This is a genomic window from Corynebacterium stercoris (assembly GCF_024160105.1).
Lineage (GTDB): Bacteria > Actinomycetota > Actinomycetes > Mycobacteriales > Mycobacteriaceae > Corynebacterium > Corynebacterium stercoris.
The window spans coordinates 25,842-50,876 of record NZ_JAMFTQ010000016.1 but is presented as its reverse complement, the minus strand read 5'-3'; the positions used below and the strand labels follow the sequence as shown (position 1 = coordinate 50,876).

General features: G+C 65.6%; 26 protein-coding genes and 2 tRNA genes. 15 read left to right on the top strand and 13 right to left on the bottom strand.

What is annotated here, in order from left to right:
- Nucleotides 1–93 precede the first annotated feature (93 nt).
- Nucleotides 94–1,113 (top strand): ACR3 family arsenite efflux transporter, encoded by a 1,020-nt coding sequence (arsB, locus tag M5J20_RS09885; protein WP_367614957.1) that lies wholly within the window; start codon nt 94–96, stop codon nt 1,111–1,113.
- Between the two features lie 15 nt (nt 1,114–1,128).
- Nucleotides 1,129–1,548 (top strand): arsenate-mycothiol transferase ArsC, encoded by a 420-nt coding sequence (locus M5J20_RS09880; RefSeq protein ID WP_253579135.1) that lies wholly within the window; start codon nt 1,129–1,131, stop codon nt 1,546–1,548.
- Nucleotides 1,549–1,599: 51 nt separating this feature from the next.
- Here M5J20_RS09880 and M5J20_RS09875 read toward each other — a convergent pair.
- From M5J20_RS09875 to gyrA, 4 genes are all read right to left on the bottom strand, one after another.
- Nucleotides 1,600–1,672 (bottom strand) — tRNA-Ala (locus tag M5J20_RS09875).
- 29 nt (nt 1,673–1,701) lie between these two features.
- A tRNA-Ile gene (locus tag M5J20_RS09870) sits at nt 1,702–1,775 on the bottom strand.
- Nucleotides 1,776–1,834: 59 nt separating this feature from the next.
- On the bottom strand, nt 1,835–2,179 hold the full coding sequence (locus M5J20_RS09865) for a DUF3566 domain-containing protein (protein ID WP_253579133.1): 345 nt from the start codon (nt 2,177–2,179) through the stop codon (nt 1,835–1,837).
- Nucleotides 2,180–2,182: 3 nt separating this feature from the next.
- Nucleotides 2,183–4,855, bottom strand: coding sequence for a DNA gyrase subunit A (gene gyrA, locus M5J20_RS09860; RefSeq protein ID WP_253579131.1), 2,673 nt, complete (start codon nt 4,853–4,855; stop codon nt 2,183–2,185).
- Between the two features lie 83 nt (nt 4,856–4,938).
- Here gyrA and M5J20_RS09855 point away from each other — a divergent pair, with 83 nt between their 5' ends.
- From M5J20_RS09855 to M5J20_RS09840, 4 genes are all read left to right on the top strand, one after another.
- Complete coding sequence (locus M5J20_RS09855; RefSeq protein WP_253579129.1) at nt 4,939–5,151, top strand: CopG family transcriptional regulator; 213 nt, start codon at nt 4,939–4,941, stop codon at nt 5,149–5,151.
- On the top strand, nt 5,148–5,417 hold the full coding sequence (locus M5J20_RS09850) for a TetR family transcriptional regulator (protein ID WP_253579127.1): 270 nt from the start codon (nt 5,148–5,150) through the stop codon (nt 5,415–5,417). The genes M5J20_RS09855 and M5J20_RS09850 overlap by 4 nt, the downstream gene beginning before the upstream one ends.
- Before the next feature lie 18 nt (nt 5,418–5,435).
- On the top strand, nt 5,436–5,864 hold the full coding sequence (locus M5J20_RS09845) for a hypothetical protein (RefSeq protein WP_253579125.1): 429 nt from the start codon (nt 5,436–5,438) through the stop codon (nt 5,862–5,864).
- Nucleotides 5,865–6,044: 180 nt separating this feature from the next.
- A complete protein-coding gene (locus M5J20_RS09840; protein ID WP_253579123.1) occupies nt 6,045–6,512 on the top strand; it encodes a DUF6918 family protein in 468 nt (155 codons plus the stop codon).
- Here M5J20_RS09840 and M5J20_RS09835 read toward each other — a convergent pair.
- The 6 genes from M5J20_RS09835 to dnaA all read right to left on the bottom strand — a co-directional run bounded on the left by M5J20_RS09835 (nt 6,509) and on the right by dnaA (nt 14,893).
- Nucleotides 6,509–7,351, bottom strand: a complete 843-nt coding sequence (locus tag M5J20_RS09835; RefSeq protein WP_253579121.1) for an alpha/beta fold hydrolase — start codon at nt 7,349–7,351, stop codon at nt 6,509–6,511. The two genes, M5J20_RS09840 and M5J20_RS09835, sit on opposite strands and share 4 nt — an antisense overlap.
- The gene (gyrB, locus tag M5J20_RS09830; protein WP_253579119.1) at nt 7,344–9,443 is read right to left on the bottom strand and encodes a DNA topoisomerase (ATP-hydrolyzing) subunit B; all 2,100 of its coding nucleotides are present in this window, start codon (nt 9,441–9,443) and stop codon (nt 7,344–7,346) included. The genes M5J20_RS09835 and gyrB overlap by 8 nt, the downstream gene beginning before the upstream one ends.
- A gap of 299 nt (nt 9,444–9,742) precedes the next feature.
- Nucleotides 9,743–10,327, bottom strand: coding sequence for a DciA family protein (locus M5J20_RS09825; protein ID WP_253579145.1), 585 nt, complete (start codon nt 10,325–10,327; stop codon nt 9,743–9,745).
- A gap of 22 nt (nt 10,328–10,349) precedes the next feature.
- Nucleotides 10,350–11,534 carry a DNA replication/repair protein RecF gene (gene recF, locus M5J20_RS09820; protein ID WP_253579117.1) on the bottom strand — a complete coding sequence of 395 codons (1,185 nt, stop codon included), beginning with the start codon at nt 11,532–11,534 and terminating at the stop codon, nt 10,350–10,352.
- A gap of 13 nt (nt 11,535–11,547) precedes the next feature.
- Complete coding sequence (dnaN, locus tag M5J20_RS09815) at nt 11,548–12,747, bottom strand: DNA polymerase III subunit beta (protein ID WP_253579115.1); 1,200 nt, start codon at nt 12,745–12,747, stop codon at nt 11,548–11,550.
- Nucleotides 12,748–13,297: 550 nt separating this feature from the next.
- Entirely contained in the window at nt 13,298–14,893 is a 1,596-nt protein-coding gene (gene dnaA, locus M5J20_RS09810) for a chromosomal replication initiator protein DnaA (protein WP_253579113.1), read from the bottom strand.
- Between the two features lie 789 nt (nt 14,894–15,682).
- Between dnaA and rpmH the strand changes: the two genes are divergently transcribed.
- The 9 genes from rpmH (at nt 15,683) to M5J20_RS09765 (ending at nt 22,397) form a co-directional block, all read left to right on the top strand.
- Nucleotides 15,683–15,820 carry a 50S ribosomal protein L34 gene (gene rpmH, locus M5J20_RS09805; RefSeq protein ID WP_234947890.1) on the top strand — a complete coding sequence of 46 codons (138 nt, stop codon included), beginning with the start codon at nt 15,683–15,685 and terminating at the stop codon, nt 15,818–15,820.
- A 43-nt stretch (nt 15,821–15,863) separates the two neighbouring features.
- Nucleotides 15,864–16,235, top strand: coding sequence for a ribonuclease P protein component (gene rnpA, locus M5J20_RS09800; protein WP_253579111.1), 372 nt, complete (start codon nt 15,864–15,866; stop codon nt 16,233–16,235).
- Nucleotides 16,236–16,237: 2 nt separating this feature from the next.
- Complete coding sequence (yidD, locus tag M5J20_RS09795) at nt 16,238–16,537, top strand: membrane protein insertion efficiency factor YidD (RefSeq protein WP_253579109.1); 300 nt, start codon at nt 16,238–16,240, stop codon at nt 16,535–16,537.
- A gap of 9 nt (nt 16,538–16,546) precedes the next feature.
- Complete coding sequence (gene yidC / locus M5J20_RS09790; protein WP_253579107.1) at nt 16,547–17,521, top strand: membrane protein insertase YidC; 975 nt, start codon at nt 16,547–16,549, stop codon at nt 17,519–17,521.
- Nucleotides 17,522–17,696: 175 nt separating this feature from the next.
- Nucleotides 17,697–18,317, top strand: a complete 621-nt coding sequence (gene rsmG / locus M5J20_RS09785) for a 16S rRNA (guanine(527)-N(7))-methyltransferase RsmG (RefSeq protein WP_253579105.1) — start codon at nt 17,697–17,699, stop codon at nt 18,315–18,317.
- The gene (locus tag M5J20_RS09780; protein ID WP_253579102.1) at nt 18,318–19,196 is read left to right on the top strand and encodes a ParA family protein; all 879 of its coding nucleotides are present in this window, start codon (nt 18,318–18,320) and stop codon (nt 19,194–19,196) included.
- Nucleotides 19,197–19,201: 5 nt separating this feature from the next.
- Nucleotides 19,202–20,326 (top strand): ParB/RepB/Spo0J family partition protein, encoded by a 1,125-nt coding sequence (locus M5J20_RS09775; RefSeq protein WP_253579100.1) that lies wholly within the window; start codon nt 19,202–19,204, stop codon nt 20,324–20,326.
- An 8-nt stretch (nt 20,327–20,334) separates the two neighbouring features.
- Complete coding sequence (locus tag M5J20_RS09770) at nt 20,335–21,030, top strand: hypothetical protein (RefSeq protein WP_253579098.1); 696 nt, start codon at nt 20,335–20,337, stop codon at nt 21,028–21,030.
- A gap of 62 nt (nt 21,031–21,092) precedes the next feature.
- Nucleotides 21,093–22,397 carry an RNA-binding domain-containing protein gene (locus M5J20_RS09765; RefSeq protein ID WP_253579096.1) on the top strand — a complete coding sequence of 435 codons (1,305 nt, stop codon included), beginning with the start codon at nt 21,093–21,095 and terminating at the stop codon, nt 22,395–22,397.
- Nucleotide 22,398: 1 nt separating this feature from the next.
- Here the strand turns inward: M5J20_RS09765 and M5J20_RS09760 are convergent, their stop codons facing one another.
- The 3 genes from M5J20_RS09760 to trxB are packed head-to-tail and all read right to left on the bottom strand — an operon-like array spanning nt 22,399 to nt 25,026.
- Entirely contained in the window at nt 22,399–23,580 is a 1,182-nt protein-coding gene (locus M5J20_RS09760) for an N-acetylmuramoyl-L-alanine amidase (protein ID WP_253579094.1), read from the bottom strand.
- Between the two features lie 57 nt (nt 23,581–23,637).
- Nucleotides 23,638–23,961 (bottom strand): thioredoxin, encoded by a 324-nt coding sequence (gene trxA, locus M5J20_RS09755; RefSeq protein WP_253579092.1) that lies wholly within the window; start codon nt 23,959–23,961, stop codon nt 23,638–23,640.
- A 51-nt stretch (nt 23,962–24,012) separates the two neighbouring features.
- A complete protein-coding gene (gene trxB / locus M5J20_RS09750; protein WP_253579090.1) occupies nt 24,013–25,026 on the bottom strand; it encodes a thioredoxin-disulfide reductase in 1,014 nt (337 codons plus the stop codon).
- Nucleotides 25,027–25,035 lie beyond the last annotated feature (9 nt).

Genomic DNA, 25,035 nt, shown 5'->3' with positions numbered 1-25,035 from the left:
CCACCGCCTGCACGAGTCATTGGGATACATCACCCCACAAGAGATGGAAGACGCCTACTATCAACAATCACACGCCCAACCGTTGGGCGTTCAATAAGCGGAACGAAAACCAGGACGCTTCAGCCGCAGCTCGGAGAGGTGCTGGAGCGCGCTGAGGTCGGCGGGATTTCCATCCCCATTGCGCTGGGTTTGCTCGTCATGATGTATCCGCCGCTTGCCAAGGTCCGCTTCGATAAAACGCTCGAAATCGCAACGGATAAGCGGTTGATGGCCGTGTCGATCGTCCTGAACTGGATCGTCGGCCCGGCGTTCATGTTCGCGCTCGCCTGGATCTTCCTCCCGAACGAGCCTGAACTGCGCACCGGGTTGATCATCGTCGGCCTCGCGCGCTGCATTGCCATGGTCCTCGTGTGGTCCGATCTCGCCTGCGCCGACAGAGAGGCAACGGCGGTACTCGTCGCCATCAACTCCGTTTTCCAGGTGGCCATGTTCGGGGTGCTCGGGTGGTTCTACCTGCAAGTTCTTCCCGGCTGGCTGGGGCTGCCCGTCACCTCGGCAGAGTTCTCGTTCTGGTCCATCGTCGGGTCGGTACTCGTGTTTCTCGGTATCCCCCTCCTCGCGGGTTTCGCGTCCCGAATCATCGGCGAAAAGACTCGTGGGCGCACCTGGTACGAGAACACCTTCCTGCCAGCCATCTCGCCGCTCGCGTTGATCGGCCTGCTCTACACCATCGTTTTGCTGTTCTCGTTGCAAGGCAAGGAGATCGTAGCTCGTCCCTTAACCGTGGCAACGCTGGCCCTGCCGCTGCTGTGCTACTTCGTCGGCATGTTCGCCATCGCGCTGGTCGTGTCCAAAGCTTCCGGCATGGGCTACGCGCAGGCAGCCTCCGTCTCCTTCACGGCGGCGGGCAACAACTTCGAACTAGCGATTGCCGTCTCGATCGGCACCTTCGGCGCCACATCAGCCCAGGCACTCGCAGGCACCATCGGTCCGCTCATCGAAATCCCAGTGCTCGTCGGCCTCGTGTACGCCATGCGCTGGCTCGGCCCGAAACTCTTCCCAAGCGACCCAACGCTGCCCGCCACCCAGCCAGCAACCACCCCATCCTCCTAGAAAGGTCCCGCACCCATGCAACCCACTCCCCAGGTCCTGTTCATCTGCGTCCGCAACAGCGGCAAATCCCAAATGGCCGAGTCGTTGGCAGCCAAGCACGCGGGCGGCCGCATCGACGTCTCCTCCGCAGGCACGCAGCCGGGCACGTCCCTCAACGCGGAATCGATCAAAGCACTCGCCGAGGTCGGCGCCGACATGTCGGCAGGGCACCCCAAGCCCATCTCCCCTGAACTGCTGCGCACCGCAGACCGCGTCATCCTCATCGGCGAGGAAGCACAACTGGAAATGCCTTCCGACGCACGGGGAACGCTGGAGCGTTGGCTTACCGACGAACCGTCGAAACGCGGCATCGAAGGCAGCGAGCGCATGCGCTTGGTCCGCGACGACATCGACGCCAAAGTCCGTGCGCTCATCACCGACCTTCTCGGCGAGTAGGACAAGCAAGAATAAACCCCTGGTCACAATCAACCAGGGGTTTCTGTTTTGTGGAGCATAGGAGAATCGAACTCCTGACATCCTGCTTGCAAAGCAGGTGCTCTACCAACTGAGCTAATGCCCCGTGCCACAACCAGTCTAGACTAGTTGCAGTGGGCCTAGCAGGAATCGAACCTGCGACCTCATCGTTATCAGCGATGCGCTCTAACCGACTGAGCTATAGGCCCTTAGCACGAGATAGAACCTTACTCAGGTTGCTATCCCGCACCAAATCGCCTGGTCAGCGTCACTTCACGCGGTTCGACATGGTGAACACGATCCCGCCGACGAGGTCGGCGATGGAGTTGTAGATCACTGTCATCAGCGGTGCCATGACGGCGGTGAACACCACACCGATGAGGCCCAGCAGCGCGGCGCCGGAAAGCACCAGGGTCATGTCGATCACCTGGTCGCCGCCCACGCCGCCGATGAGGGAGTTCATCGACTCCACAACCCCGGCGCGCTCGAGGCCGTAGTACACGATGGTGGCGCCGATCATCCAGGCGACGAACCCGATGAGCGACAGAATCGTCGCCACCTTGAACACGGAGCCGACCGAGATGTGCTTCACGGCCACCTTGCGTGCAGCCATGGGTTACTCCTCGTCCTCGGACGCGTTGGTGATGCCTTCGGTGATCGGGTCGTCGTCGTCCCACTGCTCGCCGGAAACACCGAGCTTGAAGTCGCCAGCGCCGTCACCCGACGCACCCGCCGACGCACCCGCGGAGCCCGTGGCGGACCCGGTGGCCTCCTGGGCTTCCTCGATGGTCTTCTGGCCGGTTGCGACTGCGGTTGCCTCTTCCTCGCCCTCGTCCTCGACATTCTTGTCAATCGCGAGCAATTCGACGCCGTCGGCAAGATCCACCAAGCGCACGCCCATCGTGGCGCGTGACGACGGTCGGATCTGGTTCACCTCAGTGCGGATCACGCCGCCGGCGGAGGTGATGGCGAAGATCTGGTCCTCCTCGTCAACCGCGAGGGCGCCGATGAGCTTGCCGCGCTTCGGGGTGTACTTGAACGTCATCACGCCCATGCCGCCGCGGCCCTGGACGTTGTACTCCTCGATCGGGGTGCGCTTGCCGTAGCCGCCGGAGGTGGCTACAAGGATGTAGTCGCCCTCCTTGACCACGGTCATGGCCAGCAGCTGGTCGTCGCCGCGGAAGCGCATGCCCTTCACACCGGCGGTGGCGCGGCCCATTGGGCGCAGCTGCTCGTCGTCGGCAGTGAAGCGGATCGCCTGGCCCTGCTCGGAGACCAGCAGCAAGTCGTCGGTATCGGCGGCGAGTGCGGCGCCGATAAGGGCATCGCCCTCGTTGAGGTTGATGGCGATGAGGCCGGCGGAGCGCGCGGACTCGTAGTCGGTGAGGCGGGACTTCTTCACGCGGCCGTCGCGAGTAGCAAGCACCAGGTACGGGGCGTCCTCGTAGGACTGGATTTGGATCACCTGGGCGATCTTCTCCTCCGGCTGGAACTCCAGCAGGTTGGCCACGTGCTGGCCGCGGGCGGTGCGGCCCGCCTCCGGCAGCTCGTACGCCTTGAGGCGGTATACGCGGCCGAAGTTGGTGAAGAAGAGGATCCAGTCGTGGGTGGAGCAGATGAAGAAGTTCTTCACCACGTCGTCCTGCTTCAGCTCGGCGCCGCGCACGCCCTTGCCGCCGCGCTTCTGGCTCTTGTAGGAATCCACCTTGGTGCGCTTGGCGTAGCCGGTGGAGGTGATGGTGACCACCACGTTCTCGCGGGCGATGAGGTCTTCTTCGGTGACGTCGCCGGTCGCGGCGACGATCTTGGTGCGGCGCTCGTCGCCGTACTTGTCGGCGATCTCCTTGAGCTCCTCACCGACGATCGCGCGCTGGCGCTCCGGCTTGGCCAGGATGTCCTTGTAGTCGGCGATCTGGCGCTCGATCTCGGCGAGGTCGTCGACGATCTTCTGGCGCTCCAGGGCGGCCAGGCGGCGCAGCTGCATCGCCAGGATCTCGTTCGCCTGGATCTCGTCCACATCGAGCAGGCGCATGAGGCCCGTGCGGGCCTCATCCACCGTGGCGGAGCTGCGGATCAGCGCGATGACCTCGTCCAAAGCGTCGAGCGCCTTGACCAGGCCGCGCAGGATGTGGGCGCGCTTCTCGGCTTCGTCGAGACGGTGCTGCGTCCTGCGGACGATGACCTCGATCTGGTGCTTCACGTAGTAGCGCAGCATCTGGTCCAGGCGCAGCGTGCGCGGCACGCCGTCGACAATGCTCAGCATGTTGGCGGAGAAGTTCGTCTCCAGCGCGGAGTGCTTGTATAGGTTGTTCAGCACCACGCGCGGCACCGCGTCGCGCTTCAGGGTGATCACGATGCGCATGCCGATGCGGTCCGAGGACTCGTCGTCGATGTCGGAGATGCCCGCGAGCTTGCCGGCGTTGATCTGCTCCGCGATGGAGTGGATGAAGTTATCCGGGTTGACCTGGTACGGCAGCTCCGTGATCACGATGACCTGGCGCTTGCCCACCTCTTCGATCTCGGTGCGGCCGCGCATGCGGATGGAGCCGCGGCCCGTGGTGTAAGCGTCCTTGATGCCGGTGTCGCCGACGATGAGCCCGGCCGTCGGGAAGTCGGGGCCCTTGACGTGCTGCATCACCGCGTCGAGCGTGGTCTTGTCGTCCGCGTCGGGGTTGTCCAGGATCCAGTAGATCGCCTCCGCCAGCTCGGTGAGGTTGTGCGGCGGGATGTTGGTGGCCATGCCGACGGCGATGCCGTTGGAGCCGTTCATCAGCAGGTTCGGCACGCGCGACGGCAGCACCGTCGGCTCCTGCGTCTTCGAGTCGAAGTTCGGGATGAAGTCCACGGAGTTCTCGCGGATGTCGCGCACCATCTCCATGGCGATGGGCGTGAGCTTGCACTCCGTGTAACGCATAGCGGCCGGGCCGTCGTTGCCCGGGGAGCCGAAGTTGCCCTGGCCGTCCACCAGCGGGTAGCGCATGGACCACGGCTGGGCCATGCGCACCAGGGTGTCGTAGATCGCGCTGTCGCCGTGCGGGTGGTAGTTACTCATCGTCTCGCCGACGGCCTTCACGCTCTTCACGTAGGAGCGCTCGGGGCGGAAGCCCGCGTCGTACATGGCGTAAATCACGCGGCGGTGCACCGGCTTCATGCCGTCGCGCACCTCGGGCAGGGCGCGGCCCACGATCACGCTCATGGCGTAATCGATGTAGCTGGTCTGCATCTCGTCGTTGATATCGATGGGATGGATCCGGTCGAATCCGTCACCATTCAGCGTGTCATCACTCATTGATTGCCTTTCTCCGAGTCGTCCCCAAGCATTCTAGCCCCCGTGAGCGCCGTATCCCGGAGCGGCAGTGGTATCACAGTGGTATGGCTATGACGCTGAGATTGACCGCAGACGAGGACAAGGCGCTCGTGCTCCTCGCCGCCGCCTGGGGGTGCTCGAAGCAGGAGGCCGCCCGCCGCGCCGTGGTCGCCGCCGCATCCCGGCTTCTCGACGACGCCGCCGTGACCGCCCTCGCCCGCGACCTCATCCCCGAGTACCGCGCGACCGAAGCCCGCGTTCGCCAGGCCCGCCCATGACCCGCGCGCTCTCCCCCGAGCAGCTCCTCGCCATCGCCGACGAGTTCTGCGCCGCGTACAAGGTCCGCATCCGCTCCTTCCCCGCCCTCGCCGCCTGCGCCGCCGTCCCCGGCGCGCGGATCCACGGCGTCCCCGTGTGCGGCTCGGAGCGCGAAGCAGGGCTTTCGCTTTACGACGCAATCCTCCACCTCAAGCCCCTCACCAGCCACAACACCGACTTCGCCGCCATCGCGCGCGATGTGTACCTGCGGTGGGCAGACGGGTAGTCGCCTACAGTTATCCCCATGACTCGCACCCGCGCCCTCGCCGCCGCCACCGCCGTGGCGCTGACCCTCCCCCTCGCCGCCCCGGCCAACGCCCAGGCAGGCATCTTCGAGCTGTCCAGCGGCTCCAGCCTCGGCTCGTCCAAGCACGATTACTGGATGGACCCGAACGACCCCTCCATCGACGTCCCGGCCCAGACCCCGCTCGGCAGCGCGTACACCGGCAGCGCCCCGCTGAGCATCGCGCTCGGGATCGCGATCCCGCTGGTTGCGCTCCAATTGCTTATCGACGCTTCCCCAACCCTGCGCCAGCTCGTCGACGACTCCGCCGCGTTCTACGGCCTCGATTTCCTCCCCGGCTCCTCTGAAGGCGACCGCATCTTCCCTGTCGACGTGTGGCTTGAACAGGCGAAGAACATGCAGGCCAGGCTGGCCGAGCGCACCAACTAACCCGGGGCGTACCCCCGAATAGACCCCACCTGTAACGCGTGTTACTGTTGGGGCCGTTGTGGTTGCAGTGGCTTGTGTGACTCATGAGGGTGCTGTGGTGGAAGAACTACGACACCCCGAAGCGGACCGAGCTTTCTAGCGCGGGCCGCTTTTCTCATTCCGCAGGTAGACTCGGCGCGCATGACCGATACGAATGCAAACGTGAAGAACCTCCTCAATGCCGGTACCCGCGAGAGCGTCGTCGCCGACCTCACCGCACTGGTGGAGAAGACCATTGAGAACCAGTCCGGCCTGACCGGCATGACCATCAAGGCCGCCATCGGCACCGCGAAGAAAGCGGATGCTGATGCCGTGTCGAAGGCCATCAACATGGGCATGCCGCAGATTGTCGACGAACTGCAGCCGTTCTGGGACGGTTACCAGGGCGTGGACACGGACAACGTCGCGGCCCCGAACACCTTCGGCGGCTACCTCTCCAGCCGCGAGGACGACGTGGTCAACGCACTGCTCGACGCCGGCGACAAGGCCGTCAACCAAGCCCCCGGCGCGATCCAGAAAATGTACTCCACCATGCGCGGCAAGGCCGGCAAGATCGTCGGCCCGGTGCTGCCGGAGCTCGGCGAGATCGTAGAGAAGTACGCGCGCTAGAGCGATTCCGCGAATTCGAGCATTCGCTTGACGACGATCTCCGGCTCGCGCGCCCACTTGTTGTGCCCGAGCCCGCCGTCGAGCTCCTCGACACGCGCACTGGCGACCGGCTCGGCCAGCTTTTCGGCGGAAGCGACGGTGCAGTCGCGGTCGTTGGTGAATCGCGTGAGCACCACCGGTGCCTCGATCTCGCCCATCGCCGCGACGTAGTCGATGTCGGCGCCGGCCAGCTCGCCACGCTTACCTGCGCGGTTCATGCGCGCCCACTCGTTGATGTAGGTGCGCGGGTGGCGGCCCCACGTACCGCCGATCTTCACCTTGTCGCCCGGCCAAAAGCCGATGAGCTGGGTGAACGCCCAGATGGTCTGGATGCCCAGGCCGTACTTCAGCCGGTCGCGCCACGGGAACGCCCTGTACCAGGGGCTGCCGGCGCCCACGCCGAGGAGACCCACCACGTTCAACTCGCGCGCCTCGGGGCGCGCCATGAAGAGCACGCCGACCTGCCCGCCCATGGAGTGGGTCAGGAGGATCACCGAGTGATCGTCGGCAAGCGCTAAAGCTCGCTTTGCCTCGATGATGGTCTGCGGGAAGTCCTCGGAGGCCACGTGGTGGTAGCCCCACTGGTTCGCGCGCGTCGCCTTCTGCGGGCTGCGGCCCTGGCCGCGGAGTTCGCCGATGGCGGTGGGAAAGCCGGCGTCGGCAAGCGCCTGCGCAATGGGGCGGTAGTAGCGGCCCTCCATGCCCATGCCGGGCATGACAACCACGAGCTGTCGCGGCGCGCTGGCATCCGCCGCGGGGAACGTTTCCGGCGGCGCGATGACCAGGGGCGACTTAGACATCGAGGAAGCGCACGTCCTTCGCCTTGCGGGTAATGAAGCTGCGGCGCGCAGCCACGTCGTCGCCCATGAGGATGGAGAAGAGCTCGTCGGCGCGCTGCGCGTCCTCGACGTCGACGCGGCGCAGGATGCGGGTCTCCGGGTCGAGCGTGGTCTCCCACAGCTCCTTCGCGTTCATCTCGCCGAGACCCTTGTAGCGCTGGATGCCGTCGCCGGTGTTGATCTTGCGGTTCGCCTCGAGGCCCTCGGCGAGCAGCTCGTCGCGCTCCGCGTCGGAGAATGCGAAGCCCGGCTCGCCCTTCTGCCACTTCAGCTTGTACAGCGGCGGGTTGGCCAGGTACACGTGGCCTTCCTCGATCAGCTGCGGCATGAAGCGGAACAGCAGCGTGAGCAGCAACGTCGCAATGTGCTGGCCGTCCACGTCCGCATCGGCCATGAGCACGATCTTGTGGTAGCGCAGCTTGGCAATGTCGAACTCGTCGTGGATGCCGGTGCCCAGCGCGGTGATGATGGCCTGGACCTCGGCGTTCTTCAGCACGCGGTCCATGCGCGCCTTCTCCACGTTCAGGATCTTGCCTCGCAGCGGCAGAATCGCCTGGTAGAGCGAGTTGCGGCCGGCCTTTGCGGAACCGCCTGCGGAGTCACCCTCCACGATGAACAGCTCGGACTTCGCCGGGTCCTTCGAGCGGCAGTCCGCCAGCTTGCCCGGCAGGCCGCCGAGGTCGGACGCAGACTTACGACGCACGAGATCACGCGCCTTGCGTGCCGCCTGGCGCGCCTGGGAGGACTGCACCGCCTTGTTCACAATGGTCTTCGCCTCGGCGGGGTTCGCGTCGAACCAGTCCGCCAAATTCTCGTTCACCGCGCGCTGCACAAAGCCCTTGATCTCGGTGTTGCCGAGCTTGGTCTTCGTCTGGCCCTCGAATTGCGGATCGGCCACGCGCACGGAGATGACGGCGGCGAGGCCCTCGCGGCAGTCGTCGCCGGTGAGGTTCGGCTCTTTGTCCTTGAGCAGCTTGTGCTCGCGGGCGTAGCGGTTCATCAGCGTGGTCAGCGCCGCACGGAAACCCTCTTCGTGGGTGCCGCCCTCGTGCGTGTTGATGGTGTTGGCGAAGGTGTGCACCGACTCCTTGTAGGAGCCGTTCCACTGCATGGCGATCTCCGCCTCGTGCTCCGTGCCCTTCTGCTCGAAGCCCACAATCGTCGGGTGGATCGCCGTCTTACCCTTATTCAGGTGCTTGACGTAATCGATCAGGCCGTCCGGGTAGTGGTAGGTGACCTTCTTCTCGCGCTTCTTCTTCGTCGACGGCGCCACCTCATCGCCCGGCTCGACCGGGTTACCGTCGCCGTCCTCGTCCACCTCCATGGCGGACTGGGTCACGGTGTCATCGTCGAAAGAATCGCCGTCCAGCGCCGCGGCGGTGTCGCCCTCCTCGGCGATGGCCTCAAGCTCGAGCTCTTCGTCGGTGACGCGCTCATCCTTGAGCGTGATGGTCAGGCCCTTGTTCAGGAAGGCCATCTCCTGCAGGCGGCGGGCGATCGTGTCGTAGTTGAACTCGACCGTCTCAAAAATCTCCGGGTCCGGCCAGAAGCGGATCGTCGTACCCGTGCCGCGCGCGTTGCCGCCCTCCTCCAGCGGGTCCGGCACCGCGTTCTCGAAGTTCTGGTACCAGTGCTTGCCCTCGCGCTTGATGTCCGCTTCCACGCGGGTGGACAGAGCATTGACGACGGAGATACCCACGCCGTGCAGACCACCCGAGACCGCGTAGGACTCCGAGTCGAACTTGCCGCCGGCGTGCAGCTGCGTCATAACCACCTGCACGGTCGGGGCGCCAGACGGGTGCATCTCCACCGGGATGCCGCGGCCGTTGTCCACGACTTCCACGCCGCCATCTGCCAGAAGTCTGACATCGACGCGGTCCGCATAGCCCGCCATGGCTTCATCCACCGAGTTGTCCACGACCTCCCACACCAAGTGGTGCAGGCCGCGCGCGCCGGTGGAGCCGATGTACATGCCCGGGCGCTTGCGGACAGCCTCGAGGCCCTCGAGGATGGTGATCGATGAGGCGTCGTAATGCGGTTGCTGCTCAGCCACGGTGAACGGATGCTCCTCTTCTCAGTTACGGCCCCGGCGCGATAACGGCGCTCTGAGGCGGTTTAACCCGTCCCATTCTACACCTAGTAGGGGCTAACTACGGAAGCGACCAATCGCGCGAGAGGCCGCGTCACGCCTGTTTTTCGACGCATGACCTTTTCTCACAATGCGCTACATATGGGATTCGGCGGAACAATGTGCGCGACCCACACATAGATCCGCGGAATCAACAATGTGACGCATTTCAATAAAAGACAAAGGCATCCCCGCCACAGGTGCCAATCCCGCACCCGAAACCCTTACCCGTACGTGTCCCGGGGCCCGCGGCCCTTGACGTGCAGGGGCCCGTGCCGCCACGACTTCGTTTTCGGCCCGTACACGTGCAGTTTCGTAATCACGTCGGGCCCGACCTTCTCCGAAACCGCACGCAGCACCGTCGACTGCATGTACTTCAGCTGCGTGGCCCACGCCGTCGTGTCGCAGGAAATGTGCACCTCGCCGCCCTTGATCATCTCCACCGTCGTGTGCTGCGCAATCTTCGCGCCGACCAGGGATTCCCAGTTCCCCATCACCCAGCCGTAGGCCATCTGCTCGGTCCAGTCGCGCTGCCGGATTTCCTTGCCGACGAGCGCGCCGAAGGACGTCACGCGGTTGGGTTTCGGCAGTGCACGTCCGTCGAGGCCGGTCGGTCGGCCGCGAGCAGGACGCGGGGAACGCCCAGTGGCGCCCGAAACCCCGCCGTCGAGAAGCGAAAGCCCCGGAACCTGCGCACCGCTCGGCGCGGAACCGAGCGCACCAGCACCCTTACCCACGCTGCGGCGCGGGACGACGGACGTGCCCTGGCGGCTGAGATCCGGCAGGCGCACGCCGCGGCGGCGCGCCATCTCGCGCCAGGTTTCGAAGGTGTTAGTCACCAGATCGCTCAACGCTGCTCACCCCGTCCTCCATGGTCACGGCGTAGCGGGCGCTCACGGCGTCGTCGAGGTTGCCGGGCAGATCGTCGCCGACCGCGGCGGTGATCAGGACCTGTTCCGCGGCCTCCGCCACGCCGACGAGGCGCTCGCGGCGCTTGGCGTCGAGCTCGGCGAAGACGTCGTCGAGGATGAGGACGGGGTCGGAACCGTCGTCGGCAAGCAGGGCGTATTCCGCGAGGTGCAGCGCGAGCGCGTAGGACCAGGTCTCGCCGTGGGAGGCGTAGCCCTTCGCGGGGGTTTCGCCGAGCATGAGCACCAGGTCGTCGCGGTGCGGGCCGACGAGCGTGGTGCCCCGGTCGATCTCCTCGCGGCGTCGTCTGCCCAGCTCAGTGAGCATGGCGGCCTCGAAGATTGCGGGGTCGCGCACGGACTCGCCGCCGAGCTCTCGCACCGCCGCGTCGAGCGTGGTCTTCGCGTGGACCGATGCCGGCCGCGATTCGGGTGCGACGACGGCGTAGGACTCGGTGATGCGGTCTGCAAGCGCATCGATGAGCGCGAGGCGGCCGGCGATGAGCTGCGCGCCGTAGCCCGCGAGCTGCGCGTCCCACACGTCGAGCGTGGTCAGCGCGCTCGCCCCGGCCTCGTCCGCGTAGCCGCGGCGCAGCGCCATCGACGACGTGCGCAAGAGCGCGTTGCGCTGGCGCAGCACCTTCTCGTAATCCGCCCGCACGCCGCCGAGGCGCGGGGTGCGCAGCGCGGCGAGGTCGTCGAGGAAGCGGCGGCGCTCAGACGGCTCGCCGTTGACCAGACGCAGATCCTCCGGCGAGAACATCACGGTGCGCAGCACGCCGAGCAGCTCCCGCGGCGACTTCAGCCGCGTCCTATTTATCTGCGCCTGGTTCGCACCTTGGGCGTTGATGAGCAGGTGCGTGGTCAGCGCGCGCCCCTCGTTCACCGTGGTCGCGGAGATCCGCGCATTGCGTGCCGACGCCCGTATCAGCGGCCCGTCCCCCGACACCCTGTGGCTGCCGAGCACGGAGGTGTAGTGCACCGCCTCGACGATGTTGGTCTTGCCGTGGCCGTTGCGGCCCGCGAAAACGGTGACGCCGGGTTCGAGCTCGAGGTGCAGCTCGGGCCAGGAGCGGAAATCGCGCAGGTCAAGCTCTGCGACGTACACGCCGTGGCACCGTTTAGCCCGGCAGGCGCACCGGCATGAGCAGGTACGTGAAGTGGGTCTCCGGGGTGGGGAACGTGCCGTCCGCGTTGGCCTCCGGCAGCTCCTCCGGCTCCGGGATCATGATCGCCGGGCGGGATGCCTCGGTGAAGCCGAAGAGCACGCGCTCGGTGCCGATCACGGCCAGGCCGTCACGCAGATAGCCGGCGTTGAAGGCGATGAGGAGCTCATCCGCGCCGGTGAACGCCGCGGGGATGGTCTCCTGGGCCTCGCCGGAATCGGCGCCTGAGGCGAACAGCGCCAGCTCGCCCTCGCGGAAGTGCAGCCGGATCTGCGCGTTGCGGTCCGCGACGAGGGAGACGCGCTTGATGGATTCCAAAAGCGGGGCGATCTCTACCGTCGCGATGGAGGTGTGCGCCTTCGGCAGCAGCGGCGCCACGTTCGGGAAGTCCGCGTCGAGCATGCGCGTGGTGGTTTCGCGGTTGCCGGTGTGCAGGCCGAAGAGGCCCTCGGCGCCGACGTTGCCGGAGCCGCCGACCGCGATCTCCACCGGCTCGTCGATGTGCGTATCCAGCGTGCGGGCGTTATCCAGCAGCGTCTTCGCCGGGATGAGCAGCTTCGCCTGCACGTCATCTACGGCCGGCTCCCACTCCAGGGTGCGCAGCGCCAGGCGGAAACGGTCGGTGGCGGTGAGTTTCAGGTGGTTGCCGAAGATCTCCATGTGGATGCCGGTGAGCATCGGCAGCGTGTCGTCCCGGCCCGCGGCGGAGGCGACCTGGGTGACGGCGCCGTTGAAGGCGGAAGGCGAGATCCGGCCGGTCACCTCGGGCAGCGTCGGCAGCTGCGGGTAGTCGTCGAGGCTCATCAGCGGCAGATCGAACTTGGCGGAACCGCCGCGCAGCCTCAGCGTCGACCCCTCGACAGAGACCTCGACCGGCTTGTTCGGCATCACGGCGACGATGTCGGCGAGCAGCTTGCCGGCCACAGCGATGCGGCCCGGCTGGTCCACCTCGGCGCCGATGCGCACGCGGGTGGACACTTCGTAGTCAAAGCCGGCGAATTCCAAGCCGTTGTCGTCCGCGGTGATCACCACCGCACGCAGGATGGGCTGGGTGTTCTTGGTGGGCAGGCTGCGCGCGACCCATGCGACCGCGTCGGCCAGGTCCTCTTTGTGGACACGGAATGACACGGCGTTGTCACCGATGCTGTCTGCCATGGCGCGCGCTGCTCCTCGCTCAACGATTCTTGGAATTTGACCTCTCTCACTCTAGGCAAACTGGCCCGGTTTCTCTAACGCCTTCGCCGCCCGGTTTCCAGCACCCCGCAGCGCTCGGCACCGCGCTCGGTGCGCCGCTGGCCGAGTTGTGCACACACCCTGTTTCTCCGGAGGAATTACAAGTAATAAAGCCGGTAACAACAGTAGGTGTTGTGGAATCTGTGGAAAGCGCACTGTCGGCGGTGCTCACCTCGGCGAGTCGCCGTGTGATTCGGGCTGTGGATAACTTGTGGATAACCAGCCCTCATTGTGGATAACTTTTTCCGCCGCGCAGAATCCCACAATTGCACCGCAGTTCTCCCCCGCGCGTCCACAGCCGGCGCCCGAGTTGTCCCCACCGGGCACTTTCGCTTGCCGACGCTCATTTGTGACTCATCTCATCGAACTACACACGCGTAATTACACAGATGTGGATAACTCTGTGGAGAACAAAAAGGTGGCGCCCAGAATGTGGGCGCCACCTTGGCAAACGTCGGAAAGCGAAAAGTTCCTAGCGGGTCCTCGCGCGGTTCTTGATCAATTGGGTGAGCTCCTGGATCTCGTCGTACGTGCCGCGGTTCTCCGTCATCTCCTTGCGGATCTTGCGATCCGCGTACATGACCGTCGTGTGGTCTTTGCCGCCGAATTCGTCGCCGATCTTCGGCAGCGACAGGTCCGTGAGCTCGCGGCAGAGGTACATCGCGATCTGGCGCGCGTGCGCCACGTTGCGCGTCTTGCCGGAGCCGGTGAGCTGGTCGAGCGACACGCGGAAGTATTCGGCGGCGGACTCCATGATCGCGGCGCCGGTGATGTTCACGTCCGACTCGTCCGGGAGGATGTCGCGCAGCGCGACCTGCGCCACCTCCATCGTGATCGGCTCGTTGATCAGCGAGGAGTACGCCGAGACGCGGATGAGCGCGCCCTCGAGTTCGCGGATCGAGGACTCGAATTGGGACGCGATGAGTTCCAACACCGCGTGATCCACCTGCGTGCCGTCCGCGGCAGCCTTCTTCAGCAGAATCGCGATGCGCGTCTCCAGGTCTGGCGGCTGAATATCCGTGATCAGCCCGCCCTCGAAACGGGTGCGCAGGCGGTCCTCCAGCGTGGTCAGCTGCTTCGGCGGTCGGTCCGAGCTCAGGATGATCTGCTTGTTCTGCTGGTGCAGCGCGTTGAAGGTGTGGAAGAACTCCTCCTGCGTACCTTCCTTGCCCTCGAGGAACTGGATGTCATCCACCATGAGGATGTCCAGGTTGCGGTAGCGACGCTTGAAGGATTCCTGCCGGTCATCGCGCACCGAGTTGATGTAATCGTTGGTGAATTCCTCCGAGGATACGTACTTGATGCGCAGCCCCGGCTGCAGCACGCGCGCGTAGTTGCCGGCCGCGTGCAGCAAGTGGGTCTTGCCCAGGCCCGAGCCGCCCCAGATGAACAGCGGGTTGTAGGCGCGGGCAGGGTTCTCCGCCACTGCCACGGCGGCGCCGTTGGCGAAGCGGTTCGAGGAACCGATGACGAAGTTCTCGAAGGTGTACTTCGGGTTCAGGCTCGCCTCGCGGTCCGGGTCGTGCGCCGGTTTCTCGCGGGGGATGCGCTGCGGCACCGTCGGGTGAGCGTGTGTTTGCCGCGCGTGCATCGCCGCCAACTCGTCTAGGCCCATCGGGATTTGATCCCCGCTGACCGGGAAGCCGGTGGTCGCGGCGGTGGTGGAGCGCATGTGCGGCGACTGCGTCGTGCTCCAGTCGAGCACCTGCTGGTCCGCGGGAGCCTCGTCCGGTTCCGCGGCGGGCGCCTCAGCCGCTGGCGGCTGCGCAGGCGGCGGCGCCATTTCCGGTGCTGCAATCGAGACCGCCAACGTGCACGGCTGGCCCAGGTGTGCCTGCAACAGCACCGCGATGTGCGGGGCGAGGGACTCTTCCACCACCGTCTTCGCCGCGGCGTGCGGGGTGGAGAGGATGGCATAGCCGTCGACGAGCGCGACCGGCTTAACCAGCTGCAGGTAGGCGCGCTGCTGGTGGGTGAGGGTTGGCACGGAGGAATTCGGCCGCTCCGAGAGCTGCAGGATCTCCGTGACAATGTCTCGCCAGAGCGCCTCGAGCTGCGGGTCCGCCACAGGTGCTCCCTTCCGTTAAAACTACAAACTATCTGACAGCCGATCCACAGTTTCGCTGCCGCCGTGACGGCCTCTTACCTGTCATTCCACAGAGTTATCCACAGGTGTGAAAATTCTCACGTGAAAAGTTATCCACAGGGGTGTGGGAAACTGTGGACAAAGTGAACTAATCGCCGATAACTCTCTGAGCTGCGCGGATACTGCCGTTCCACCCCAAAGTCTCAACTACTACTTCACAGTTATCCACAGGCCGGTGAACCGAGCTGTTGTGAATTTGCGTGATGAAACAATTGTTACCGCGTCTGGCCTCGCGGTGTCTAGAAAACTCCTGTGCGCACCCCTGTGGATAACTGCGCCGTTCGAACACAGGTTTTGACGTGTCACCAGACTGGGTTCCTTTGACCCAGCACGCGTCGGCGTTTCGTCGCCCCACCTGCGCAAAAGCACAGTGTTGTAATTCCGGGGGTACCAGTCCCCCACCCTCAGTGAGCGGCGCGACCGAAAATCTCTCAACGATTTGTCGAGGGCGGTTGGCCTCACGTAATCTGTCATGGTCTGTCACATCAGTGCCAACTGGTGTGCTTGAGAGCACCACCCACGCAGTGGACCGGGCCGCCCCGGCGCCAACGTACGGCGCGAGGCGAGTCAGCGGGGCGGTGCATGCGAACACCACTCCGCAATCTCACATCAACTTTCCACACCTGGGACGGCCGTTTTCCCGGGAGGGCGGAAGCGGCTGCGCCGCATCTGCCCGCTGGCCGTTCGCAACACTCGTCTAAGGAGCCTGAAGTGTCCAAGCGGACCTACCAGCCGAACAACCGCCGTCGTTCCCGTAAGCACGGCTTCCGCCACCGCATGAGCACCCGCGCCGGCCGCGCGATCGTCTCTGCACGCCGCAAGAAGGGCCGCGCAAAGCTCAGCGCATAAGCTGCGCCACCGCGCCTCGCTCCACCAAACCAGGAGCAACTACGTGCTACCCCGTCCGCACAAGCTCGCCTCGTCCGCCGACTTCCGGCGCACCATGAGGCGCGGCTCGCGGGCGGGGTCTCGCACGTTAATGGTTCATGTTCACGCGCACGACCCGGCCCAGGAGGACCCGCCGGTCACCCGGGGCGGGCCGCGCTTCGGACTTGTTGTGTCCAAGCAGGTCGGCAACGCCGTCACGCGGCACGCAGTGTCGCGGAAACTTCGCGAGGTGCTGCGGGCGAACGTCGATACGCTCTCGCCCCAGCACGATGTTGTCGTGCGGGCCCTGCCGGCGGCGGCGGCCGCAACCAGCGCGGAGCTTGAGCGGGACTACCTGCACGCGTTGAATAAGGCGCTCAGGAAGACGAAGAAGTAGCAATGGCGTACTACAACTTCCTCGGTGCCGAGATCCCGCCCGCCCAAGGCCCGGCCGCAAAGGCGATGGTGGGGCTGGTGCGCGGTTACCAAAAGTACCTTTCCCCCCTTAAGATGGGTGGGACCTGTCGTTTCATGCCGGTGTGCAGCGCCTACGCGCTCGAGGCGGTGGCCAGGCACGGCGCGGTGCGCGGAGGGCTCATGGCCGCTGCGCGCGTGTGCAAGTGCGGGCCGTGGCACCCCGGCGGCTATGACCCGGTGCCGGGGAGTATGGAAGCGGCTGAACCACAAGATGAGGAGTAACACCGCAAAGTGCTGAATTTCGTCTACTGGCCGATTTCCTGGGTGCTCAGGTTCTGGCACGAGGCAGTCGGGCTCATCCTCCCCAAGACCTCCGGCATCTCCTGGGTGCTGGCGATTGTGCTGCTGACGTGTACCGTCCGTATCTTCCTGGTCCGCCCCATGGTGAACCAGATGCGCTCCATGCGCCGCATGCAGGAGATGCAGCCGCGGATGCAGGAGATCCGCGATAAGTACAAGAACGACCAGCAGAAGATGGCCCAGGAGACCCAGAAGCTCTACAAGGAGATGGGCACCAACCCGCTCGCCTCCTGCATCGTGCCGTTGGTGCAGATGCCGATCTTCCTGGGCCTGTTCCACGTGCTGCGCTCGTTCAACCGCACCGCCGGCCCGAACCAGCCGGGGTTGTCGATTGAAGAGAACCGCAACATCGCCAACTACGCCTTCCCGCCGTCGGACGTGCAGTCCTTCCTGGACGCCACCTTCTTCGGCGTGCCGCTCTCGGCCTACATGTCCATGCCGGAAGAGGCGTGGGCTGCGTTCACCGGCGTGGACCTCACCCGCGGCCACATCATCGCGGTCTGCCTGCCGTTTGTCCTGCTGTGTGCGGTGATGATCCACCTCAACGCCCGCATTTCCATCAACCGCCAGAACGAGCGCCGCGCGTCCGGCAAGGTCGCCGCCCCGCAGGGTGAGCAGGCGAAGATGATGGAAGCCCAGATGGGCATGATGAACAACATGATGCTGTGGATCATGCCGATCATGATCGTGGCCACCGGCTTCATGTGGCACATCGGCCTTCTGGTCTACATGCTGTCCAACAACATCTGGACCTTCTTCCAGACCAAGATCGTCTACGACAAGATGGACAAGGAAGAGGCCGAGGAGGAGGCCGCCAAGATCGAGGCGAAGCGCGCTTCGGCACCGGTCGTCGGCGCCCGCACCGTGGACAAGCGCACGAAAAAGCAGCGCAAGCAGGGCAAGTAGCTTTTCGATTTAACGGTGCGACGTTCCTCTCTACGTCGTACAGCACACCCCGTACCAGCCGTCCGGCTGTGCGGGGTGTTCGTGCTTTAACGGCCGGGTTTACTAACATCGGGATGTAGCTCTCGCGGTGCCCAATCGCCGCGAGGAAATCCCCAGCTTGAAGGAGTGCACAGCCGTGTCAGAGCAGGTTCCAGCCACCGCCCGGGAGGTGTTCGGCGAGCGCCTCGAGCTGGCGCAGGCCTACCGCGATTCCCTCGCCACCACCGCTGCCGAGCGCGGGTTCATCGGCCCGAAAGAAGTGGACAGGCTGTGGGACCGCCACGTGCTCAACTGCGCGGTGATCGCGGAAGCCTTCGATGAGGGACTCTCTGTCGCCGATATCGGTTCCGGCGCGGGCCTGCCGGGCGTGCCGCTGGCGATTGCGCGCCCGGACCTGAAGGTCACGCTCATCGAGCCGCTGCTGAAGCGCTCCACCTACCTCAAGGAGGTCAAGGAAGAGCTCGGCCTGGACAATGTGACGGTGGTCCGGGGCCGCGCGGAGGAGCAGCAGAAGGGCACCTTCGACGCGGTGACGTCTCGCGCGGTCGCCCCGTTGGGCAAGCTCGCCGGGTGGTCGCTGCCGCTAGTGCGCCGGGGTGGTGCCATGGTGGCGATGAAGGGGGCGTCGGTAAGCGAAGAGCTCCAGCGCGACGCGAAGGAGATCGCTGCGGCCGGGGGTGTGGACGCGGAAATTTTCCAGGCTGGCGTGGGCGTGCTTGCGCAGCCGACGACGCTGATCCGGATTGTGAGGAAGTAGATGCTGAAGAAGCCGGATGAGCCGCGTGTGATCACCGTCGCCAACCAGAAGGGCGGCGTGGGCAAGACGACGACCAGCGTGAACATGGCCGCCTCGCTTGCGCGCCAGGGGATGCGCGTGCTGGTGATTGACCTGGATCCGCAGGGCAACGCCTCGACGGCGCTCGGTGCTGAGCACACCTCCGGCACGGTGAGCAGCTACGAGGTGCTGATCGGCCACGCGGAGCCGGCCGACGCGATGCAGGTGAACCCGGACAACCCGGATCTCTACTGCATCCCGGCGACGATTGACCTCGCCGGCGCGGAGATCGAGCTGGTCTCCATGGTGCGCCGCGAGTACCGCCTGCACGACGCGATTCGCCGGGGTTTCCTTCAGGAACACGGCTTCGACTACGTGTTTGTGGACTGCCCGCCGTCGCTGGGCCTGCTCACCATCAACGCGATGAACGCCGTCGACGAGGTGCTGATTCCGATTCAATGCGAGTACTACGCGCTGGAGGGCGTGGGCCAGCTGTTGGGCAACATCGGCATGATCCGCGAGCACCTGAACCACAACCTGCACATTTCCGGCGTGCTGCTGACGATGTATGACGCCCGCACCAAGCTCGCCTCCGAGGTTGCCTCCGAGGTGCGCAGCCAGTTCGGCGAGGTGGTGCTGAAAAACGTGATTCCGCGCTCGGTCAAGGTGTCCGAGGCACCGGGGTACGGCCAGACCGTGATTGAGTACGATCCTTCGTCCCGCGGCGCGCTCGCGTACTTCGACGCCGCCCGCGAGTTGGCGGAGCGCGGCGATTACCAGCCGCACCCCACCACCGGCCCGATCGGTGTGAGCCCCGAGGTGTACGCCGACTTGGACGGCGCCGAGAGGAACGAGGAGTAGAAACCATGGCACAGGATCGCAAGGGCGGCCTCGGCCGCGGACTCGCGGCGCTGATCCCTTCCGCGCCGGCGGAGATGGATTCCTCCGGCAAGACCGGCGGCATCGGCGGCGGCGCTTCCGATGTGATCTTCGGGGCGAAGCGTGACGACGATAGCGAGAAGCGACCCAGCGGCGACCACCGCGATCGCGATCCGAAGCCGCGCGCGCCGAAGGGTGCGCCGCAGGTTGCCGGTGCGCCCCGCAAAGTAGCGGGCGCCCCGACGGTCACCGGCGCGCCCACTGTTGCCGCCACCCGCGAGAACGTGATGCAGCCGGTGCCGGTGGGTGCCCGCTACCAGGAGATTCCGCTCGGCCAGATCATCCCCAACCCGAAGCAGCCGCGCCAGGTCTTCGACGAGGACGAGCTCCAAGAGCTGGTCCACTCGATCCGTGAGTTCGGCCTGCTGCAGCCCATCGTCGTACGCGATACCCGCGACGGCTTCGAGCTCATCATGGGTGAGCGCCGCTGGCGCGCCGCGTCCAAGGCGGGGTTGAAGCACATCCCGGCAATCGTGCGCGAGACCTCCGACGAGGACATGCTGCGCGACGCGCTTCTGGAGAACATCCACCGCGTCCAGCTCAACCCGCTCGAAGAGGCTGCCGCGTATCAGCAGCTGCTCGAGGAGTTCGGCGTGACCCAGGAGCAGCTGGCAGATCGTCTCGGCCGCTCCCGCCCCGCCATCACCAACGCGATCCGCCTGCTAGGCCTGCCGGTGCCGGTGCAGCGCCGCGTCGCAGCCGGCGTGCTCTCCGCCGGCCACGCCCGCGCGCTGCTGGGCATCAAGCTTGGCGACGCCACCGAGTCGGCGCAGCAACACCTCGCAGACCGGATCGTCGCCGAGGGCATGTCCGTCCGCGCGACCGAAGAGGCCGTCACGTTACTAAATAAGAACGGGGCTGCACCCGAGAAGCCGACGCGCGAGCCCAAACCCCAACCCGAGTTTTTGAGCTCCGCCGCAGAGCGACTTTCCGATGTCTGGGATACAAAGGTGTCCGTGACTATGGGCAAGCGCAAGGGCAAGATCGTGGTCGAGTTCGGCGACCGCGACGACTTCGAGCGCATCATGGCTCTCATCGAGGGCGAGGGGTAGCCCGGGCCGTGGCCGCGCACCGGGACGCGAACCCGCGCCGCGACGCGCACGCCCACGTGGTTGCGCTGCGCGCCGGGGAGCTCGGCCACCTGCACCCCCGCACCGCATCCGGAGTGTTCTGGGAGTTCGACCCGCTGACCACCGGTGTCGACGAGACGAACCCAGAGATCGACAAAGAAGCCTGGATGGTGGCACTCGCCTACCGCCAGGACCCGATCGGCTTTTCTATCGTCGACGGCGCGGTCGACGATGTCGGCGAAGGCTCCCGCGCGCTGGCCACCGTGCTGTTCTGCCCCGCCGCCGACGCGCCCGGAGCTGTCCGCATGCCCACCGCTCCGGTAAGCGCCGATGCGTGGCTGGTGACCAGCCTGCACATCGACGCCGCGGTGCGCCGCCGCGGCTGGGAATCGGTGTTGCTCGATTCCGTCATCGGCGCCGCAACCGCGGCGGGTGTGGCGGCGCTCGAGGTATTCGGTCTCCGCGACGACATCCCTACCGAAGGCACTTCCGCTGCGTGCCGGGAGCTGGCCGAGCAGGCCCCCGCAATCGGGTTGACTGAAATTTCAATCCTGGAGTCCGCGGGATTCAAAGTCCACGTAGACCACCTTGTGATCCCCCGCCTGCGGCTGGCGCTACCGCCGCAGTTCGATCTTCTCACTGCGCACGAGATCGCCGAGCTACTTGCAGAGATTCCGGCGCGTTAATTACTCCGCCCGTTAATTACATCGGTCGGATTCCATCCAATCAATCAGTTACACTCACGTGTATGGATGGAATGGTTGTGCGGCACCTACTTGCAGCCGGTGAGGGGCTTTCGGTCGTGTTCGCGCGCCGCGTCTCCGCCGCGTACATCAACGAGCGCCGTGTGATTGAAACCATGGCGTGCCTCGCCAACGCGGAGGGCGGGACCCTGCTCGTCGGTGTGGATCGTGACGGCACCGTGAGCGGATGCCACCCATTCCACGGGGATCGGACCGACCCGGCCTTGCTCGCCTCCGTAGTCTACCGCTATACCTCCCCCGGTCTTCCCGTGGAGGTGGCCGTGGTCGACATCGACGGCCGAGAGGTCGTCGCCATCACCGTTGCCGCCCAGCCAACGCCGGTGGGCACCACGTGGGGCGTGTACCGCACGCGACGGTTGAACTCCCAAGGCATCGCCGAGTGCGTCGGCATGGAGCCGGCGTACCTTTTCACCCGCTACCGCGACGCGCACGGCGTCGATTGGGCCCTCACCCCCGCCGCAGGCCCTTCCGCCGACGACTTGGACCCCGAGGCCATCGACGCGTATCGCCAGCTGTGCACCGATCCGCGCTTGCGAAACCTGGACGATGCGAGCCTGGTGCGCACGCTCGGTTTCCTTGATGACTCTGCGGAACCGGTGGCTCTCGGCGCGATCGCGCTGTTCGGCACGGCAGACGCGGTGCGACGGCACCTGCCCTACCACCAGGTGGTTGTGGCGGATCGTCGGGAAGCGCCGCGCACCTGGCGCAGCAGTGCCCCGCTCGCGCTGATGCTGGGGGAGCTCCACCGCAACGCCGAGCTCTTCGGTGCTGCGTTTCCGCTGGTCATCAACGCCCTCCTCCACCGCGACTATTTCCTCCCCGGTCCGGTGCACGTGGCGCTCGATCAGGATGGCGCCAGGGTGGCAAGCCCGGGTGCGGCACCGCGCGGCGTGGACCTGGGCGCGGCAGCAGCCGGCGCGTCCACGTACGCGCCGCGCTCGCTCTACCTCACCACCGCCATCGCCCACACCAGCCTCACCCAAGGCGCCGGCGCGGGGCTGCCGGGCACTGCCGTGCGTTTCGACGGCTCCCACGAGCACGGCGTCGTCGCTTCACTGCCCTGGGGAAATGCGAGCTTGCCCCCAGCGGAACCGCACGCCGATCTCTCCGAGAACGAGACGAAGGCACTCGAGGCGCTCCGCACGGCGGAAACCGAACTAGCCAGCAGCGATGTCGCGAAAGCCGCGGGGTTGAGCACGCAGCAAGCGTACCGGGCACTGCGGAAACTCGTGGATGCCGGGATTGTCACCCGCACGGGCGAGACCCGCACCACGCGCTACAGCGTCTGAGTTACGCCAGTTCTTCGCGCAGCAGGTCAGTGAAGCTGTAGGTGCCGGTCGGCTGGTCGTCCATTTCCAGCAGGTAGAGGCGCTTGACGGCCACGACGATGGCCTCGGCAATCGCGTCGCGTTGCTTCGGGTCGGTGAGCACCGCGACGTCGGTCGGGTTGGTCACGTACCCTGCCACCACCTCGACGGTGGGCATCTGCGTCATGCGCAGCATCTCCCAGGTGCGGCCGTGGTTGTGGCAGTTCTGCAGGTCGGTTCGGGCGGCGATCTCGCGCTGGATGTAGCCGGAGAGCGTCTCGCCGGCCAGGGAGGAGGACCCGTTTTCGGAGCCGAAGTAGAAGGTGGCCACGCCGTTGGCTTTCTCGTTCGCGTAGCGGTCGAGCTTGAGGGAAATGACCAGGTCGGCGCCGAAGCTGTTCGCCAGATCGGCGCGCGATTTTACCGAGGGGTTGTCGCCGCGCGGGCGCGAGATGATGGTCTCCATGCCGGCTGCAACCATGCGGCCCTCGATGCGCTGGGCCAGATCCCACAGGATTGCTTCCTCGTCGATCTCACCGTAGCGGCCGTTGACCTGCTCGCCCCGGTCTTTGCCGCCCAGGGCGGGGTCGATTACCACGCGCTTGCCGGAGAGGTTCGGCCCTGCCTGGCGCACGTTCTCTCGCTCGCGGATGTTCGCGGCGGAACCGCCGGTGATGCGGCGGCCCAGCAGGCTCAGCGCGCGCAGCGTATCCGGGCCACAGACGCCGTCGTCCTCGAGGCCGGTGTCGAGCTGGAAGTTCGCCAGCGCTTGGTGGGTGTCCGGACCGAAGCGGCCGTCCACCCGGCTCTGGTAAAAGCCCAGTTCGTGCAGTTGATTCTGCAGCTCGCCGACATCGTCGCCGACCATTTGCTGTGCTGGGTTGTAGCTCAGCACGCGGGCGCCCAGACGGTAGGACGCCTCGCGCAGTTCGCGCAGGGTCAGGTCGTCGATCGCTCCCGTCGGCACGATGCCGCGGGACTGCTGGAAGAAGCGCAGCGCGTCGGCCAAAGGTTCGTCGAAAAGCATTTCCTGTTTGGAGAAGCTCCGGGACTTGAAGTCCTCGATGTTTCCCTCGTACCCGTCGAGCATCCCGATGCGGGCGAGCGCCGTGCGCACCTCTGCCACACGCGCGCTGGAATCACCGACCCGAAGAGTGTCTCGCACGGTGCACGCTTCCCTTCTACCTCAACCTGTCCTCTGAGCTAGTGTACGACCGCTTGTTTAGAGCTGGGCCTCCACCCGCTTGAGAATCTCGCTCTTCGGGCGCACGCCAACGAATTCATCGACCTGCTTGCCGTCCTTGAACAGCAGCACCGTCGGGATGGACATGACCTGGAACATGGCCCCCAGGGCGCGCTCGTTGTCCACGTTGACCTTGGCCACTTTCACGGCGCCTGCCTTCTCAGCTGCGATCTCGTCCAGAATCGGGCCGAGCTTGCGGCACGGGCCGCACCACTCCGCCCAAAAATCCACCAGCACCGGAACATCGGACTCGATGACCTCGGACTTGAAGGTGGTCTGGGTGACGTCGATCGGGGCAGTCATGTATTCCTCCGTTAATACGCAGTTGTTGACGTTGTGGTGAATACCCACACTCTAGTTATCGCCGGCGTCCAGCGCGGCGAGGTAGTGCTGCGCGTCGAGCGCGGCGCGGCAGCCGGAACCGGCCGCGGTGATGGCCTGGCGGTAGGTCTTGTCCACCAGGTCGCCGCAGGCAAACACGCCGGGAACGCTGGTGCGGGTGGAGGGTTCATCGACAACCACGTAGCCGCCTTCATCCACCGTGACCTGGCCGTCCAGGAAGCCGGAGCGCGGGTCGTGGCCGATGGCGACGAACATCGCGGTCGCATCCAGCACGCTCTTTTCGCCAGTAACCACGTTGAGCACGTTCAGGCCGGCGACCTTGCCGCCGCCGTCGATCACGGACTCGACGATGGTGTCCTCGAGGAACTCAATCTTTTCGTTGGCACGCGCGCGCTCCAGCATGATCTTGGACGCGCGGAAGTTCTGGGAGCGGTTGATAATGGTCACCTTCGAGCCGAACTTGCTCAGGAAGGTGGCCTCCTCCATCGCGGAGTCGCCGCCGCCGACGACAGCGATGTGGTGGTCCTTGAAAAAGAAGCCGTCGCACGTCGCGCAGGTGGACACGCCGTGGCCGGTCAGCTCGACCTCGCCCGGCACGCCGAGGTGGCGCGGCGCGGCGCCGGTGGCCAGGATGACGGCCTTCGCGCGGTACTCCTCGTCGTTGACGTAGACCTTCTTCACGTCGCCGGACAGGTCGACGCGATCAACCAGCTCAGAACGCAAATCGGCGCCGAAGCGCTCGGCCTGGTCGCGCATGTTCTCCATCAGGTCCGGGCCCATCACACCTTGCTTGAAACCGGGGAAGTTCTCCACCTCGGTGGTGTTCATCAGCTCGCCGCCGTACTCGTAGCCCTCGAACACCAGCGGCTTCAGCTCGGCGCGCGCGGCGTAGATTGCGGCGGTGTAGCCGGAGGGGCCGGAGCCCACGATGATCAGGTCGTGTACCTCATCGCTGGAGGTGGCGGGTGCTGCTGCGGCGTCCTCGTTCTGGGTCGCGCCGAGGGTGATAAAGCCGGGGTTCGTCATAGCGCTTCA

Excerpts from the sequence above, each read along its gene's own strand:
- dnaN (WP_253579115.1), bottom strand. The coding sequence starts at position 12,747 with ATGGCAGACAGCATCGGTGACAACGCCGTGTCATTCCGTGTCCACAAA.
- trxB (WP_253579090.1), bottom strand. The coding sequence starts at position 25,026 with ATGACGAACCCCGGCTTTATCACCCTCGGCGCGACCCAGAACGAGGAC.
- M5J20_RS09835 (WP_253579121.1), bottom strand. The coding sequence starts at position 7,351 with ATGTCTAAGTCGCCCCTGGTCATCGCGCCGCCGGAAACGTTCCCCGCG.
- M5J20_RS09775 (WP_253579100.1), top strand. The coding sequence starts at position 19,202 with ATGGCACAGGATCGCAAGGGCGGCCTCGGCCGCGGACTCGCGGCGCTG.
- M5J20_RS09850 (WP_253579127.1), top strand. The coding sequence starts at position 5,148 with ATGACCCGCGCGCTCTCCCCCGAGCAGCTCCTCGCCATCGCCGACGAG.
- M5J20_RS09765 (WP_253579096.1), top strand. The coding sequence starts at position 21,093 with ATGGATGGAATGGTTGTGCGGCACCTACTTGCAGCCGGTGAGGGGCTT.
- gyrA (WP_253579131.1), bottom strand. The coding sequence starts at position 4,855 with ATGAGTGATGACACGCTGAATGGTGACGGATTCGACCGGATCCATCCC.
- yidD (WP_253579109.1), top strand. The coding sequence starts at position 16,238 with ATGGCGTACTACAACTTCCTCGGTGCCGAGATCCCGCCCGCCCAAGGC.
- M5J20_RS09825 (WP_253579145.1), bottom strand. The coding sequence starts at position 10,327 with ATGGCGCGCCGCCGCGGCGTGCGCCTGCCGGATCTCAGCCGCCAGGGC.
- M5J20_RS09865 (WP_253579133.1), bottom strand. The coding sequence starts at position 2,179 with ATGGCTGCACGCAAGGTGGCCGTGAAGCACATCTCGGTCGGCTCCGTG.
- M5J20_RS09780 (WP_253579102.1), top strand. The coding sequence starts at position 18,318 with ATGCTGAAGAAGCCGGATGAGCCGCGTGTGATCACCGTCGCCAACCAG.
- M5J20_RS09855 (WP_253579129.1), top strand. The coding sequence starts at position 4,939 with ATGGCTATGACGCTGAGATTGACCGCAGACGAGGACAAGGCGCTCGTG.
- M5J20_RS09880 (WP_253579135.1), top strand. The coding sequence starts at position 1,129 with ATGCAACCCACTCCCCAGGTCCTGTTCATCTGCGTCCGCAACAGCGGC.
- trxA (WP_253579092.1), bottom strand. The coding sequence starts at position 23,961 with ATGACTGCCCCGATCGACGTCACCCAGACCACCTTCAAGTCCGAGGTC.
- M5J20_RS09840 (WP_253579123.1), top strand. The coding sequence starts at position 6,045 with ATGACCGATACGAATGCAAACGTGAAGAACCTCCTCAATGCCGGTACC.
- M5J20_RS09845 (WP_253579125.1), top strand. The coding sequence starts at position 5,436 with ATGACTCGCACCCGCGCCCTCGCCGCCGCCACCGCCGTGGCGCTGACC.